Annotated in this window: 4 protein-coding genes and 1 pseudogene; 3 read left to right on the top strand and 2 right to left on the bottom strand. The window is 69.7% G+C overall.

Annotated elements, in window-relative coordinates; translation table 11 throughout:
- Window positions 1–3: 3 nt before the first annotated feature.
- On the top strand, window positions 4–11,184 hold the full coding sequence (locus AB0C46_RS20200) for an amino acid adenylation domain-containing protein (RefSeq protein ID WP_362829240.1): 11,181 nt from the start codon (window positions 4–6) through the stop codon (window positions 11,182–11,184).
- A 217-nt stretch (window positions 11,185–11,401) separates the two neighbouring features.
- On the top strand, window positions 11,402–11,611 hold the full coding sequence (locus AB0C46_RS20195) for an MbtH family protein (protein ID WP_362829239.1): 210 nt from the start codon (window positions 11,402–11,404) through the stop codon (window positions 11,609–11,611).
- Between the two features lie 97 nt (window positions 11,612–11,708).
- On the opposite strand, the gene AB0C46_RS20190 is transcribed toward AB0C46_RS20195, so the two are convergent.
- The gene (locus tag AB0C46_RS20190) at window positions 11,709–12,938 is read right to left on the bottom strand and encodes an acyltransferase family protein (protein ID WP_362829238.1); all 1,230 of its coding nucleotides are present in this window, start codon (window positions 12,936–12,938) and stop codon (window positions 11,709–11,711) included.
- A gap of 1,406 nt (window positions 12,939–14,344) precedes the next feature.
- On the opposite strand from AB0C46_RS20190, the pseudogene AB0C46_RS20185 reads away from it, so the two are divergent.
- Window positions 14,345–14,491, top strand: a pseudogene (locus AB0C46_RS20185) (peptidase C39 family protein); the annotation flags it as partial.
- Here the strand turns inward: AB0C46_RS20185 and AB0C46_RS20180 are convergent.
- Window positions 14,439–15,449, bottom strand: a complete 1,011-nt coding sequence (locus AB0C46_RS20180) for a tyrosine-type recombinase/integrase (RefSeq protein ID WP_362829237.1) — start codon at window positions 15,447–15,449, stop codon at window positions 14,439–14,441. The pseudogene AB0C46_RS20185 and the gene AB0C46_RS20180 overlap by 53 nt on opposite strands.
- Window positions 15,450–16,039 lie beyond the last annotated feature (590 nt).

Genomic DNA, 16,039 nt, shown 5'->3' with positions numbered 1-16,039 from the left:
GGCATGGCCGACGACAGGGATATGAACGGCACGGTGGAGAAGCGGTGGCCGCTGACAGCAGCCCAGTCCGGCATCTGGTTCGGCCACGAACTCGATGCCACGGGGCGGCGGTACAACGTCGGGCAGTACGTCCATCTGCACGGAGCGATCGACGAGGAGCACTTCGAGCAGGCGCTCCGCACCGTCGTCGCGGGCAGCGAATCGCTGCGGGTGCGGTTCGAGCGGACCCCGGACGGGATCATCCAGATCCTCGACCCGGCCGCTGACTGCCCGCTGCACCGGCGGGACTTCAGCGTGCACGACGACCCGGCGGCGGCCGCGCGGCGATTCATCGCCGCGGCATATGAAACGCCCTACGATCTCGCGGTGGCCCCGGCCTTCGACCACTACCTGATCAAGACGGGCGAGGCGGACCATCTGTGGTGCGTCAAGACGCACCACCTGCTGGTCGACGGCGTGTCCATGGCTGGCCTCATCCGCTGTGTCGCCGCAGCCTACACCGCGCTGTGTGCCGGTGAACCTCTCGCGGAGGGCGTTCACGACCGGCTGGAGACCCTGGTTACCGAGGACCGGAGGTACCGCGCGTCCGAGCGGTTCCGCACCGACGCCGCGTTCTGGGCGGACCGGCTCGCCGATGTCACGGACGCGCCGCAGTTCGCCGCGGGGCCGCTGCCCGCAGGGGCGTACGGCCATCTGCGGCGCAGTGCACGCCTGGAGCGCGGGCGCTGGGACCGGGTGCGGGAGCGGGCGGCGAAGCTGGACGAACGCTGGCCGTCATTGTTCTCGGCGGCAGTGGCCATCGCGCTGCACGCCGACACCGGGCGTCGCGAGATCGTTCTCGGACTGGCGGTCGCGGCGCGGAGCGGCCCGCTCAAGCGCGAAGCCCTGGGCATGGTCTCCAATGTGCTGCCTCTCAGGGTGACCGTTGACCCGGAGGCCTCGGTGGAGAGCCTGGTACATGCCGTCGCTACGGAGACCCGCGCAGTCCTGCGCCATCAGCGATACCGCTTCGAGGACATGCTGCGCGACACGTCCTCCATCCTCGGCGAACGCCGCCTCATCGGACCGACGCTCAACATCATGTCGATGGACCAGGATCTGGACTTCGCCGGGACACTGGCCACCGTTCACGAGGTCTCGCCCGGCCTCACCGACGACTTCACCATCGGCGTCTATCACAATGGCGAACCAGACCTGCGCGTCGATGTCGACGCGGGCGAGCGCCACTTCAGCGCGACCGACGCACAGGCTCAACTGGGCCGACTGCTCGACATGGTCACTGCTGTGGCCGAGGCTCCGGACGGGACGCCGATCGGCGCTTTGCAGCCGGACGGAGGCTCGGCGCGGGCCACGGGGATGCCGGTGCCGACCACCACCGCGGCCCGGCACGACACGGACGACGCGCACCACACCCGTGACGGTGAAACCACCGGCGGCCGGCCCGGCGCCGACGATCCGTACGACACCGGCGACACCCTTGTCGGGCTCTTCGAGCGGCAGGCCGCCGCCGCGGCCGACGCGACGGCCGTGGTCTGCGGGCGGCAGGAGCTGACCTACGCGGAACTCGACGCGCGGGCGGAGAGACTGGCGCGACGGCTCACCGAATCGGGAGTACTGTCCGGGCAGTTGGTCGCCGTCGCGCTGCCGCGCTCGACGGAACTGATCGTGGCCCTCCTCGCGGTGCTCAAGGCCGGCGCCGCGTATCTCCCCCTCGACCCCAAGTACCCCGCCGACCGGCTGGCCGCGACGCTGGCCGACGCGACGCCGGCCCTGCTGATCACCGACCGTCCCACCGGAGCCGCGGACGCCGCCCCCGGCCTGCCGGTGATCCTTACGGACGCCGGCGCAGCGGACACCGATGAAGCCTCTGCCGGCGGGAACGGCGGGCAGGACGGCGCCCCCCGGCCCGCCGCGCGCCGCCCCCGCCCCACCGACCCGGCCTACGTCATCTACACCTCCGGCTCGACCGGCCGCCCCAAGGGCGTCGTGGTGACGCACCACAACGTGACCCGGCTCGTCACCGGCAGCACCGACCGTTTCGGCTTTGACCGCGCGGACACCTGGACGCTCTTCCACTCCTACGCCTTCGACTTCTCGGTCTGGGAGATCTGGGGCGCCCTGCTGCACGGCGCCCGGCTGGTGGTGGTGCCCGACGACGTGGCCCGCTCACCGGCCGAATTCCTGGACCTCCTGGTGGCCGAGCGGGTGACGGTGCTCAACCAGACGCCTTCGGCGTTCACCCAGCTCGCCGACGCCGATGCGGAGCGCCCGGAGCTAGGCGCCCGGCTCGTACTGCGCTATGTGATCTTCGGTGGCGAGGCTCTGGAACCGTGGCGGCTGGCCGGCTGGTACTCCCGGCACGCGGACGATGTGCCCCGGCTCGTCAACATGTACGGCATCACCGAGACCACCGTTCATGTCACCCACGGGCCGCTGGACATCTCGGCGGCCTCCGGCACCGGCAGTCTGATCGGAAAACCCCTGCCGGACCTGGGCGTTCATCTGCTCGATGGGGCTATGCGCCCGGTCCCCCCGGGTATCCCGGCGGAGATGTACGTCTCCGGGGCCGGCGTCGCCCTCGGCTACCTCCACCGTTCCTCCCTGACCGCGGAACGGTTCGTCGCCGACCCTTTCGGCCCGCCGGGTACCCGTATGTACCGCAGCGGGGACCTGGCCCGGCGCCGGGAGGACGGCAGCCTGGAGTACCTCGGCCGCGTCGACCGGCAGGTGAAGATCCGCGGATTCCGGATCGAGCCCGGCGAGATCGAGGCTCGGCTCGCGGAGCTGCCCGGTGTCGCGGACGCGGCCGTCCTCGTCACGACGTACGGGCAGGGCGACCGCCGCCTCGTCGCCTACCTGCTGGCGGACGGCCCCGCGGATGAAGGGGTCGCCCGGACCACCGAACACATCGCGGAGCGGGCGGCACAGATCCTGCCCGCTCACATGGTGCCGTCCGCCTTCGTCACGGTCGACGCGTTCCCGCTGTCCGTCAACGGCAAGCTGGACGAGCGGAAGCTACGCGCGATCCGCCCGGGAACCCCCGGCGCGCGCACGGCTGCCGGCCGGGGCATGGGGGAGAGCGACGCCGCGGGTGCCGGGCCGCGCACCATCCGGGCGCCAAGCGGCGAGTCGGAGACCACCGTGCACCGGCTGTTCACCGAGGTGCTGGGCGCGACCAACGGCCCGGACGACGACGCGACGAGGGCAGGGGGAGACGCCGCGTCGGGGGCTGCCACCACGCCGTCCTTCGGCGTCGACGAGAGCTTCTTCTCACTCGGCGGCGACTCCTTGCTCGCCAATCGGCTCGTCATGCGGCTGCGCGCCGAGATCGCCACGACGCTCTCGGTCCGCGACTTCTTCCAGCACCCGACGGTCGCAGGACTAGCGGCGCTCATCGACGGCGGTCCGGCCACCATGGAGGAGGGGGCCGCGGCCCGGCCGGCCGCCGGCCCACGCCCGGAGCGGGTAGCGGCCTCCTACGCCCAGCGCAGCCTGTGGTTTCTGCACCGGCTGGGCGGCCAGGGGTCGACCTACCACATTCCGTTGGCGGCCCGGCTGACGGGCCCGCTGGACACCAACGCGCTGCGTGCCGCGATCGCCGATGTCCAGCGCCGTCACGAGAGCCTGCGCACAGTCTTCCCCGCCACTGGCGACGAGCCCTGCCAGCAGGTGCTCGACGACCCCGCCGTCCCCCTGACTGTCATGGAGACGACGGAACGGGGCCTGCCCGAGGCGCTGTCCGCCGAAGTCCGGTGCGAGTTCGAGCTGGAGACCCAAATCCCCTGGCGGGTAACGCTGTTCACCCTCGCCCCGGACACCCATGTGCTGCTGCTCGTCATCCATCACATCGCTGCCGATGAACACGCGCTGCGCCCGCTGACCCGCGACCTGGCCGCCGCCTACGCCGCCCGGATGGCCGGCCGCTCACCCTCCTGGCCTCGACTGCCACTGCAGTACGCCGACTTCACGCTCTGGCAGCGGCGAACCCTGGGGCGCCAGGACGACCCCGACAGCCCGCTGTCGTCCGAGCTGGCCCATTGGCGCGAGACATTGCGCGGCGCCCCGGCGGAGCTGTGCCTCCCGGCGGACCACCGCCCCTCCGCCGCGTCCGCACACCCCGGTGGCGCGGTGCCCTTCACCTTGGACGCCGCACTCGGTGCCCGCCTCGCCGAAGCATCCGCCGCGCGCGGTGCAACGATGTTCATGGCGCTGCACGCCGCCGTGTCCTGCCTGCTCAGCAGGCTCGGGGCGGGCACCGATATCCCGGTGGGGACGGTGGCAGCCGGCCGTGCGGAGCCGGCCCTCGACGAACTGGTCGGCTTCTTCGCGGAGACCCTCGTTCTGCGCACCGACCTGTCGGGCAGCCCCGGATTCGCGACCGTCATCGACCGCGCCCGGCACACCGACATCATCGCGTTCGCTCACCAAAAGGCGCCGTTCGAGCGCGTCGTGGAGGCGGTCAACCCGCCGCGCGAGCTCGGTCGTCACCCGCTCTTCCAGGTGATGATCACGATGCACGCGGGCCAACAGTCCACGCTGCACCTGCCCGGCCTCGACAGCGCCCCGCTCCACCCCGGCCGCTCCATGGCCAAGTTCGCGCTGCTCTTCGAGTTCACCGAGCGGACGGACCACGGCATCGAGGGCGTCCTCGAATACGCCGCCGACGCGTTCGACCGCGAGACCGCGGAACTGATCGTGCGCGCGCTGCGGCGCCTGCTGGAGGGCGCGCTGGACGCCCCGGAGCGGCCGTACGACACGATCGAGGTGTTGGACGCGGCCGAGGAGGCGCACCTGAACCTGCCGGCGCCCGCTCCGGCGGCCCCGGCAGCTCCGGCGGTGACGAAGACATCCCTCACCACCCCCTCCGAAGAGCTGCTCTCGTCACTGTTCCGCTCGATCCTGGGCAGGGAACGCGTCGGCCCCGACGACAACTTTTTCCGGCTCGGCGGAGACAGCATCCTCGCCATTCAACTGGTCACCCGGGCCCGTGCCGGCGGCGTACTGATCAGCCCCAAGGATGTCTTCGCCCACCAGAGCGTCCGCGCGCTCGCCGGGATCGCCGACCGCACCGTGCCCGTGGCGCCGTCGAGCCGCACGGAGTACGACGCGCTCGGCGAGATGCCGGCGACGCCGATCATGGACTGGCTCGGCTCGCTCGGCGGCCCGGTCGACGGCTTCGCGCAGTCGGTCGTCTGCCGACTGCCGGAGACCGCCACCGAAGGCACCCTGCGCGCCGCCCTGCAGCAGCTCCTGGACCACCACGACGCGCTGCGCATGCGGCTTACCGGCGCGGCGGACGAGCCGTGGCGGTTCGAGATCCGGCCACCGGGAGCCGTTCTCGCAGCCTCCTGTCTGCACCGGATTTCCCTGGCCCGCGAGGGCGTCATCGACGGCGCCGGGCGGGACCGGCTCATCGATGAGCAACGCCGCGAGGCGCGCCGACGGCTGGACCCGAGGTCGGGTGATGTCATCCGGGCCGTGTGGCTGGACGGCGCGGGGCAGAGCCGGCTCCTGCTGGTCGTCCACCACTTCGCGGTGGACGGCGTCTCCTGGCGGATCCTCCTTCCCGACCTGGCGGCGGCGCACGCCGCGGCCGAGTCCGGACAGCGCGCCGAACTGCCGCCGGTCCCGGTTCCGCTGCGCGCCTGGGCCCACGCGCTCGCAGCGGCCGCCGAACGCCCCGAGCTGCAGTCCGAAGCCGAGTGGTGGCGGAATATGCTCGCGCAGGCCGGCGGGACCATCGGCACCCGTACGCCGGACCCCGCGCGGGACCGGGTCGCCGGCACCGAGTCGCTCAGCACGAGTCTCGCCCCGAACGAGACCGGAGCGCTGCTCGCCGACGTGCCGAACTGTTTCCACGCGGCGGTGCCGGACGTGCTCCTGGCCGCTCTCTCCGTCGCGCTGCACCGGTGGTCCGGCAATCCGGCCGGCGGCACCGTACTCGTCGACATCGAAGGCCATGGCCGGGACATCGACCTTGACGGGCTGTCCGACCTGGATGTCTCACGAACCGTCGGCTGGTTCACTGTGCTTCACCCGGTGATGCTGGACGCACGGGTCGAGGACTGGAACGCGATGCGGGCGTACGGCGACGGGCTCGCCCGCGCCGCGAAGCAGATCAAGGAACGGCTGCGCGCCATTCCCCACCAGGGCGTCGGCCACGGACTTCTCCGCCACCGCGGACAGCAGCTGTACGACGTGGCCGACGCCCGGATCTCCTTTAACTACCTGGGGCGTTTCGACACCCATGAGCCCGGCGACTGGCAGCCGGAGCCCGGCAGCTTCCGGGGCGAGGCCGACCCCACGCTGTCTGTCGCGCACGCGCTCTCGATCGACGCCTTCGTCGAGCAGAGCCCGGACGGTCCGCGGATGCGCGTGGTGTGGACCTGGCCGAGCGGGGTGCTGGACGGCGACACGGTCGGTGAACTCGTCGGCTCCTGGTGCGATGTCCTGGCGGCATTCGTGCGGCATCACAGCGCGCCGTCGGAGACCGGTAGGCGTACACCGTCGGACTTCCCGCTCGTACGGGTGAGCCAGTCGCGGCTGGAATCCCTGGAGGAGACCTACGGCGGACTCGCCGACCTCCTGCCGGTCTCCCCGCTCCAGGCGGGCCTCCTCTTCCACACGCTCTACGGCGCCGAGGTGGCGGAGGACGACGTCGAGACGGACACGGGCGTGGTCGCGGGCCCGACCCTGGGAACCGGCGCCTGCGCCACCCCGGCGCACGGCCCGCGGCACGACCCCTACCTCGTCCAATTGGCCCTCGACCTGACCGGCGAACTCTCCCCGGAACGGCTGCGCGCCGCCGCCGGCGCCCTGCTGCGCCGCCATCCCCACCTCGGCGGCGGTTTCCTGGTCGACGATCTGGAACAGCCGGTCCAGGTAGTGCCCTCGGCCATCGAGGTCCCGTGGCGGTCGCTCGACCTCACGGCCACCACCCCCGAACCCGAACGCCGCGCACATGCCGTGGAGCTGACCCGCGAGGACCGTCGCCCCTTTGCCCCCGACGCCCCGCCCCTGTTGCGCTTCACCCTGCTTCGGGTGGCCGAGCACCGCTGGCAGTTCGTCTTCACCCACCACCACCTTCTGCTCGACGGCTGGTCGGTGCCCATCTTCCTGAGTGAACTCTTCGCGCTCTACGAAGGCCGGGCGCTTGAGCCGCCTATCCCGTACAGCGGATACCTGCGGTGGCTGGGCAGGCGGGACGCGTCGGCCGCGCGTGGCGAGTGGCGCGCGGCGCTTGCGGGCATCGAGCCGACCCACGTGGGGGACTCGGGCCGGGACGGCTGGGCAGAGGCCCCAGCGCGGTACACCTTCACCCTCCCCGACGAGATGACGGCGAGGCTGTCGGAGCGGGCAGCGGAGTGGGGCGTAACCCTCAATTCCGTGATCGAAGCGGCGTGGGCGCTGCTGCTGGCCCATCTGACCGGGTGTGACGACGTCGTCTTCGGCGTGACCGTCGCCGAACGGCCGGCCGAACTCCCGGGCGTGGAGCAGCTGGTCGGACTCCTCATCAACACCGTCCCGGTCCGGGTGCGCCTTCGGCCGCACGAGCCGCTGTCCGGGCTCGCCCCGCGTATCCAGCGGGAGCGCGCCGGCCTGTTGGAGCACGAGCACCTGGGGTTGGCCGCCATCGAAGAGGCGGCAGGCACCGGCAGGCTCTTCGACACCACGCTGGCCTTTGAGAACTATCCGCTGGACTCGGCGGCACTCGCCGATCCGGCCTCCGGCGTACGGGTCGAATCCATCGACGTCCACGACGGTACGCACTATCCGCTGGCGCTCGCCGTGCTTCCTCGCGAGGGCCGGCTCACCTTCCGCCTCTATGCCCGGACGGCCGAACTCGCCTGGTGCGGCGGCGCCGAGACCATCCGCGAGCGGCTGCTGGCTGCTTGCGCGGCTTTGACCGCGTGGGACGAACACCGCCCCATGGCCCAGACCCAACTGATGCCCGCACCACAGCAATCGGAGGTCATCCGCTTCGGGATCGGGGCTCCGGCTAAGCCGCCGCTGCGCTTCGCGTCGGCCGTGCATTCCCCACTGACCACACCGGCACCGTCCATCGGCGCGGCGTATGAGGAGATGGTGGCAGCGGATCCCGCGCGGGTGGCGCTCTGGTGCGAGGGCCAGGAGGTCAGCTACGGCGAACTCAATGCCCGGGCCAACCGGCTGGCCCGGCACCTGGCCCGCGAGGGCGCCGGACGCGGCACGCCTGTGGGCGTCTCGCTCGACCGCTCGCCCGAGGTGGCGGTCGCCTTCCTGGCGCTGGCGAAGCTGGGAGCGGTATGCGTCCCCCTGCACAAGAGCTTCCCTGCCGAACACGTCCGCTGGATACTCGACCACACCCGCGCACCGCGCGTCCTGGACGACCTGATGGCGGCGGAATCCGAGGCCCGTACGGAATCCGCAGCGGATCTGCCCACCGTCATCCCCGTCGACTCGGTCGCCTGCGTCATGTTCACGTCGGGATCGTCGGGTCTGCCCAAGGGCGTCGAGGTGACGCACCGAAACATCCTGACGCGGGCGGGCGATCCGGCATGGCGCGGGGAGGAGCACGCACGGGTGCTGTTCCACTCCCCGCACTCCTGGGACACCGCGGTCTACGAGCTGTGGATGCCCCTGCTCACGGGTCGCCGGGTGGTGGTGGCGCCACCCGGCGACCTGGACGCTGAGGACTACCGCCGGGTGATCGAGGCAGGCGGTGTCACCGCGGTGTGGCTGACCGCGGGCCTTTTCGATCTCATCGCGGACCAGAACCCGGCTGCGCTGCGCGGCGTGCGACGGGTATCCACCGGCGGCGATGTCGTCTCGCCCGTCGCGGTGCGACGCGCCCTGCGAGCTGCCCCGCACCTGCGTGTGGTCAACCTCTACGGCCCGGTGGAGAACACCACCTTCTCGCTGGGATACGAGATCCCCGACGGGCTGTCGACCGCGGCCGAGGCGGACGACGAGGCCGCGGCCGCCCTGCCCATCGGACAGCCAATCGCCGGGACCCGCGTGCTTCTGCTCGATCTGGCCCTGCGGCCCGTACCCCCGGGTGTCCCCGGCGAGATCTACCTGGGTGGCGAGGGAGTGGCCAACGGCTACCACGGCGCGCCGCCCCGCACGGCGGACCGCTTTGTCGCCGCCCCGTTCGGCCCGCCCGGCAGCCGTATGTACCGCACCGGCGACCTGGGACAGTGGGATAGGGCAGGCCGACTGCACTTCCTCGGCCGGCAGGACCGCCAGCTCAAGATCAACGGATTCCGGATCGAACCCGGTGAGGTCGAGACGGTGCTGCGCCGCGAGCCCGAGGTGGGCACCGCCGTGGTGACCGCCCGGGGCGAGGGGCCATCAGGAAAGGCTCTGATCGCCTACGTGGTGCTGACCAGCCGACTCGACACCGCCGTGCTGCGCAGCCGCCTCGCCGCGAAGCTGCCCGGTTATCTGGTGCCGTCCGCGATCGTCGAACTGGACGCGTTGCCGCTCAGCGGCAACGGCAAGGTCGACACCGCTGCGCTGCCCACACCGCGGAACGTGACGCCCGCCGCGCCCCGTACCCCCCGCCAGCAGGTGTTGACCGCGATGTTCGCCGACGTTCTGGGTTTGGCCGGAGCCGTCTCCGTCACGGACGACTTCTTCGCGCTCGGCGGCAACTCCCTCTCCGCCATCAGACTCATCGGCCGTATCCGCACGCACCTGCACCGCCCCCTGTCGGTACGCGACCTCTTCGAGGCACCCACTGTCCTCGCCCTGGAACACCGCATCGCGAAGACGGCACAGGAGCTGGCCGGACCGGACGAGCGGCCGGCGGTTGCCGCGCCACTCCCCAGAACCACCCCGATCCCCCTCTCTCCCGCTCAGGCGCGCCTATGGACGGTCAACTACCTGGGCGGAGATCGCCCCGACTATCTCACCACGCTGCTATTCGAGTTCGATGGTGTGCTCGACACAAGCGCGCTGCGCACCGCGCTCGACGACCTCGTCACCCGCCACGAAATCCTGCGCACCATACTGCCGTACGGCGAACACGGGCCGGAGCAGCGCATCCTGCCCGCCGAATCTGTGCCACTGGAATTCCGTAGAGCCACCATCGGCGACGACGCCGACCTGGACGGGGCGGTCGAAGCGGAACTGACCGAGAAATTCGACCTGCGGACCGAACTCCCGCTTCGCGTAAGACTGTTCCGGCTGGGTGTCGCTCGGCATGCACTCCTTCTCGTCCTGCATCACGTCGCCTTCGACGGCCACTCGGCCGGCCCGCTGCACCGCGACCTGTGCTTCGCCTACACGGCCCGCGCGGCGGGGCGGGCGCCGTCCTGGCCCGCCCCGGCGGCACAGTACGCCGACTACACGCTGGAGTTGCAGCAGCGACTCGGTGACGAGCGGATGCCCGATGGCCCGGCGGCGCGCCACGCGCGCTATTGGACCGAAACGCTCGCGGGCCTCCCCGAGGAACTCGCACTCCCCACCACCCATCCCCGCCCGGCGCTCACGCCTACAGGGGCGGCCGTGGACGGCCGTGCCGCATCCCTTCCGTTCACCGTTGGCCCCGAGACTCACGCCCACCTGGAGACCGTGGCCAGGGAGTACTCGGCCAGCACCTACATGGTGCTGCACGCGGCACTCGCGGCCGCGCTCACCGAGGCGGGCGCGGGGGACGACATCCCCATCGGAGTACCGCTCAGCGGCCGCGACACCGATCCCCTGGACGGACTCATCGGCTGCCTGGTCAACACCGTCGTGCTGCGCACCGACACCTCCGGTGACCCCACACACCGGGAACTGATCGGTCGTGTACGGGACCGTCTGCTGGCCGCCCATGAACACCAGGACTTCCCCTTCGACAGCCTGGTCGAGCTGCTCAACCCGGCTCGCTCCCCGCACCGCCACCCGCTCTTCCAGACAGCAGTGTCCTATCTACGCCTGGAATCGTCCGCCGAGAGCCCCTCATGGCCGGAAGGCATCGACGTCCGACTGCGCCCGACCCGCCCCACCCACACCGAACTTGACCTCCTCCTACAGCTGCGCGAGTTGCGCACCCCTGACAACAAACCGGCGGGCATCGAAGGCGAACTGATCTATTCCGCGGCGCTCTTCGACAAGGACACGGCCTCCGGCATCGTCCACTCCTTCACCACGGCTCTGACCGCGCCGCCCCGGACCGCTGCTTCCCGCACACCCTGTCCCTCGCTCCGCGCCTGAGAGACATCACACATGCCCAAGAAGTCATGCCGCGACGTGCACCGCACGGCCGCCGGTGGGGCGCCCCCGCTCTTTCAGAGGGCCTTTACGGGGGCCGGGAACCAACACGAGTCAGCCCGGTGCCCGCGTGGCCGCCACGAAAGCTTCCACACCGACAGTCCGGACAGTCCCTGCCGGGACCAATCGGAACCGCTTGCTCAAGGATGAGGACCACTCCATGACGAATCCGTTCGAAGACCCTGAGGCGCAGTACTACGTCCTCACGAACGACGAGAACCAGCACTCTCTCTGGCCGGCGTTCGCGGAGATCCCGGCAGGCTGGAACCGTGCCTTCGGCCTGGACAGCCGCCAGGCATGCCTGGACTACGTGGAAGCACACTGGACCGATCTGCGCCCCCGCAGCCTGGTGGAGGCCATGGGCGCCTGAACGGCCACCGCACGCGCACAAGTACGGAGGTGCGTCCGGCTCGTCGACCGAGACGGACGCGCCTCCGCGCTTTTTGATCCACGTGATCTGTTCGTCCTCAGATCAACCTGAGGGCAAAGGCGGAGAAGCCCACGGCCAGCGCCCCCGCGAGTATGCGGCGGCCCTGGGGCACGCCCGTCCAGGGTGTCTCGAACCTCTTGGTGGCCTGTGCGATGAGGGTGAGGACGGCGGCGAAGAGCGGCAGCCAGGGCAGCCGGGTCAGCATCCAGGTGGGGAAGTCCGGTGAGGTGGTCAGGCCGTGCACCGTGTCGAAGAACGAGGCAGGGAGAGCGGCGGCCACCATAGCGGTCTGGTGCCAGCACAGGATCGTCATCGCGGAGAGATTGATGGCCGATACCGGTGCCCAGAGCGCCGGCCGTTGGAGCAGCGTGGCGATGCGGTCGCGGAGCAGGATCGCGGCGCCGGACTGGGCCGCGGCGAGGGCTATGACCAGCAGTGACGGCGGATGGGAATTAGTACGGTCCTGGCCGGGGACGCCGACCATGCTCGCCGGATAATGGAAGACAAGCAGCAGTACCGTGAACAGCGCCGTGCCGCAGATGAGAAGCAGCCAGGCACCGCGTCGGCCGAGCCTCTTCTCTCCCCAGGAGACGCCGAGCTGATACGCGAACATCCAGCCGGGGAAAAGACTGATCAGCCCCACCCAATACGGTAGGGAGTCGGCGAACGGGCCGTAGCGAAGGAAGTCCACCACCGCGACGGTCGCAGCCAGCGGCGCCGCCGCCCAGCCCCCGAGCCGGCGGTTCGCGGCCACGCAGTACGGCGTCAGGGCCGTCACCACTGCATACACGCAGACGAACCACAGGGGCTGGACGACGAGGGTCGCCGCCGTATGCACCGTCGTCGTCGGTACTCCGACCGCGTACAGCAGCGGGGTCAGCAGGGCCCAGACGGCGGTGACCCCGACGGCGGGCCGCAGGAGCCGGGCCAGTCGGCCGCGCAGCCATACGCGTGGTGGCTCGCCCCGCTCGGCTGCGCGCCGGAAGGACAGCACGGAGGCATAGCCCCCGACCAGGAAGAAGATCCCGAGCATCTGGAGCACCCAGGTGATGGGCGCCAGGGGGCCGAAGCTGGATAACGCACTGGCGTTGTGCAGGGAGGTGTCGCTGTCGCGCACAAACCCGCCGATGAGCCAATGGCCGGTCGGCACGGCAAGCAGCGCCGAGGCCCGCAGGCCGTCGATGGCGCGGTCCCGCTGACCTGGTTCGCGACTCCCGATCGTGCTGAGCCGCAGCGTGCGCGGGCGAGGCCGCTCGTCCAGGCTCATGCTGTCGCATTTCTCGTCAGATGCGCCATGGCGGCATTCCTCTCCTCGCGCGATGCCGGTCAAGGGCCGGTCATTCGCATCCCTTCATGCTCGGCCGCGAAATGGAAAGCCACAGTGAGGCCAGCGCCCCAACTACGGTGGTGCTGGCTGCACTTCGGGACAGGGGTTCCCCTACCGGCAGGCCCCCCAGCCAGCCCCCCACCGCGTCGCGCGATCACCGGTCACGCACGGCTGCTGGCCAAGGAAACAGCCCGAAGCCGTGCCAACCGCTTCGCCCGCGACCGCGCGCGAACCTCACCGAGCGCCGGGACGGAGGGAGTCACGTATCGCGGTGGTCGCGGCCGTACCGATACCGCGCGGCATGTCGGCGACTGCTCATAGGCGGGGCGTTCCCGGTCGTGGCCTACCGTCCCAGGCTCGGCGGGGGTGAAACGTGGGGTCGGTGCGAGCAGCGGCGGCGAGAAGGACGACGCCCAAGACTGGGACGAGGCAGACGAAGCGACGTACGTCTCCCGTATGGCCAAGCTGCGGGACAAACGGAAGCACCTCGCCAAGCTGCCACAACGTGACGACGAGTGGCGCTGGGAGGGGTACCAATACACCCAGCTTCAACGATGCCGAGGCCCATCGTCTTCGCTGGCGTCACCGCGAAGCGCGAGGCAGCATGATTGCTTCTGTCCTCGTCGAACGTAGGTCCTGGGGTCGGTTCCTGCAGGTACCCCAGCCAGCGCAAGGTATGACCGGCCCTAACCTCGCGCTTTCGCGCGCCCAGCAGACTGGAGGTCTTGATGGTGTAAGTGACCTTTGGTCGTAAGCTCGTTGTCGCCTGCCGGTGGGAGTTCGGTCCGGGTAGCTGCCAGGAGGCCCGGTAGCAGACTGGCGGCGTCGGGGGGAAACGCCCGGCGTCGAAGCCCAGTGTCGAAAGCCCTGTGATAGGGGGAGCAAAGCAGCGGTCCGTAGCATGAAGCGAAGCCTGCGGCGTCGTTAGAGGCCCGTCTTTCGGGGCGGGGACAGGGAGTGCCGAGCCTTCGAAATCAGGGCGAAGGCCATGGAAGCGGCGAAGGTCCTGGAGATGCAGCCGTGAAGGACTCCCCGGCGTATGGGGCATGGAACGTTGCGACGGTGACAGCGGGAACTGGGGAGGCCCTCCCCGGCCCGGCGGCCTGCGGACAGCTGCCGTCGGAAGCTGTGCGCCCTATAACCGGGTGCACTCCGGGAAGTGGACGCGAGTCGGGTGGGCGTCGGAGGCGGCCGTAGTACCGCGATGAGCCGGGGGACAACATAACCCCTGGCCAGGGAAGGGCCGCTACTTCGTCGATGCGTAGTCTGTCTGGAGGGACTTGGTGAGTGCCGTTAAAGCCGTTGACCTGCATACCCCGTCCTGCGTCTGCTAACGCCCCGCCTCCCAGTTCGAGAACATCTGGCTGCGGACGAAGCGTCACGATGCAAACGGCCAGGTCAAGAGCGGTTCGGGAGGGGTCTGTTACCTCTACTTCCCGGCTAAGCCAGCACCAACTCAGCACCGAGTTCTCGCGGAGCTGGGAATCCGCTGAGCATGTGCACCCCGAAGGTGGCCTCGATGACCTGACGGCAGCGGTCACTGCCGTCGAGGGTGAGGTGGCCGTACCGGTCCACCGTGATCTTGATAGAGCTGTGGCCCATCCATCGCGACACCTCGTGGATGGGCACACCGTTGCTCAGGGTCACGGTGGCCCATTTGTGCCGCAGGTCGTGCGGGTTGTAGCCGGGAAGCCCGAGGCGTTTCAGAGCCCGGTCCCAGGATTTACGGAAAAGGTCGGGGTAGATCATGCCTCCGGCCTGATTTCGAATGGGCAGCCGTTCGGCAAGCGGCTCCAGGGTGGCGGGCGCCGGTATATCGCGCCATTCACCCTCTTTCCGATGCTTCAAGGGAGCGTAGAGGGCAACGTACTTACCTGAGGAGTTCTTGATACGCACAACCTGTCGCCGGCAACGCAACGTGCCGTCGGCGATGTCCTCTGGAAAGATTCCCAGCGACTCTCCGATACGCAATCCGCAGCACGCCATGAGCCACACAGCAGGCTCCAGGCGTGGACCAATCTCTTTGGTCAAGGCTGAGATCTCATCAAAGCTGGGAAGCGCCCTCTCATCCACTTGCATGATGGGGTTGGCAGGCTTCTCGGCCTGCTTTACCGGATTCTCACGGATCCTCTTGTGGCGAACCGCGTGAGAGAACATCCCCGACAGAGCAATGCGGCGGGAATCTATCGTGTTGGGCATCGCGCCCTGCCGGCGCCAGAGCGCGTACAACTCCTCCACGTCGGCCGCAGTGACCTGGGAGATGGTCTTCTTCCCCAGCTGCGGGAGGACGTGAAGACGCATGATGCGCTCGTAGGACTCCTCCGTGCCGGCCGCCATGGGCTTCAGAGCGAGCCACTCGGCCGCATAGCGCCGCACCGACACCTTGCCGGCAGAAGGATCGACGTAGCTGTTCTCCCGCTTGTCGTTCTCCATCTTGGTGGCGAAATCCACCGCATCCTTCTTGCGGTCGAAAGACTTCTCACGCTGCCGGGCGCTACGCCCACCGGGCTCCCGGTACCGTACGAGCCATCGCTTGCCGGGCGCACCAACGCCTTTGTCTACTACCGTCGCCAAATCTCGCGCCAATCCGTCCGAGCGTCATCGACGGGTCTTCCCGCCAGAGTGTGCTGTTGTAGCTCGGAATTCCGGCCGCGCCAAATGAGGGCTCAGGTTGATGATTTGGCTACGCGGCCACTTGGGGGAGGGTCTTGAGTTGGGTCATTGACGATGGGGCGCCGAAGCGTGCCGTCGAAGCGCTCTGCAGCGTCCGTGCGGCCGCAGGGTTGGGGCGGCGGTGGTTGGGCGGCGGGTATTGTGCGGAAAGGAGTGGAATGATCACGGGGTGTTACAGGTAAACGCGTGGAGAGAAGTTCGCGGTCCGCGCGAGCATTGCTCGGCTTCCCAGGTCCGGCCCGGTCAACTGACGACGTGGCTGGGACTCCTCACGAAAGGCCCTGGGTATGCCGCAGACGTCAGAGGTCGAGCTGTACCCGGCGTACAGGCCGACTCGTCCGCCGCCACCTGGGACTTCGTCTTGGAAA

It is taken from the genome of Streptomyces sp. NPDC048637 (assembly GCF_040650675.1).
Lineage (GTDB): Bacteria > Actinomycetota > Actinomycetes > Streptomycetales > Streptomycetaceae > Streptomyces.
Note: the sequence above shows the minus strand (reverse complement) of the source record. Positions and strands in the feature narration are given on the sequence as shown.

What these genes read in the sequence shown, in the direction of transcription:
- AB0C46_RS20200 (WP_362829240.1), top strand. Translation starts at nt 4, where the DNA reads ATGGCCGACGACAGGGATATGAACGGCACGGTGGAGAAGCGGTGGCCG.
- AB0C46_RS20195 (WP_362829239.1), top strand. Translation starts at nt 11,402, where the DNA reads ATGACGAATCCGTTCGAAGACCCTGAGGCGCAGTACTACGTCCTCACG.
- AB0C46_RS20190 (WP_362829238.1), bottom strand. Translation starts at nt 12,938, where the DNA reads ATGAGCCTGGACGAGCGGCCTCGCCCGCGCACGCTGCGGCTCAGCACG.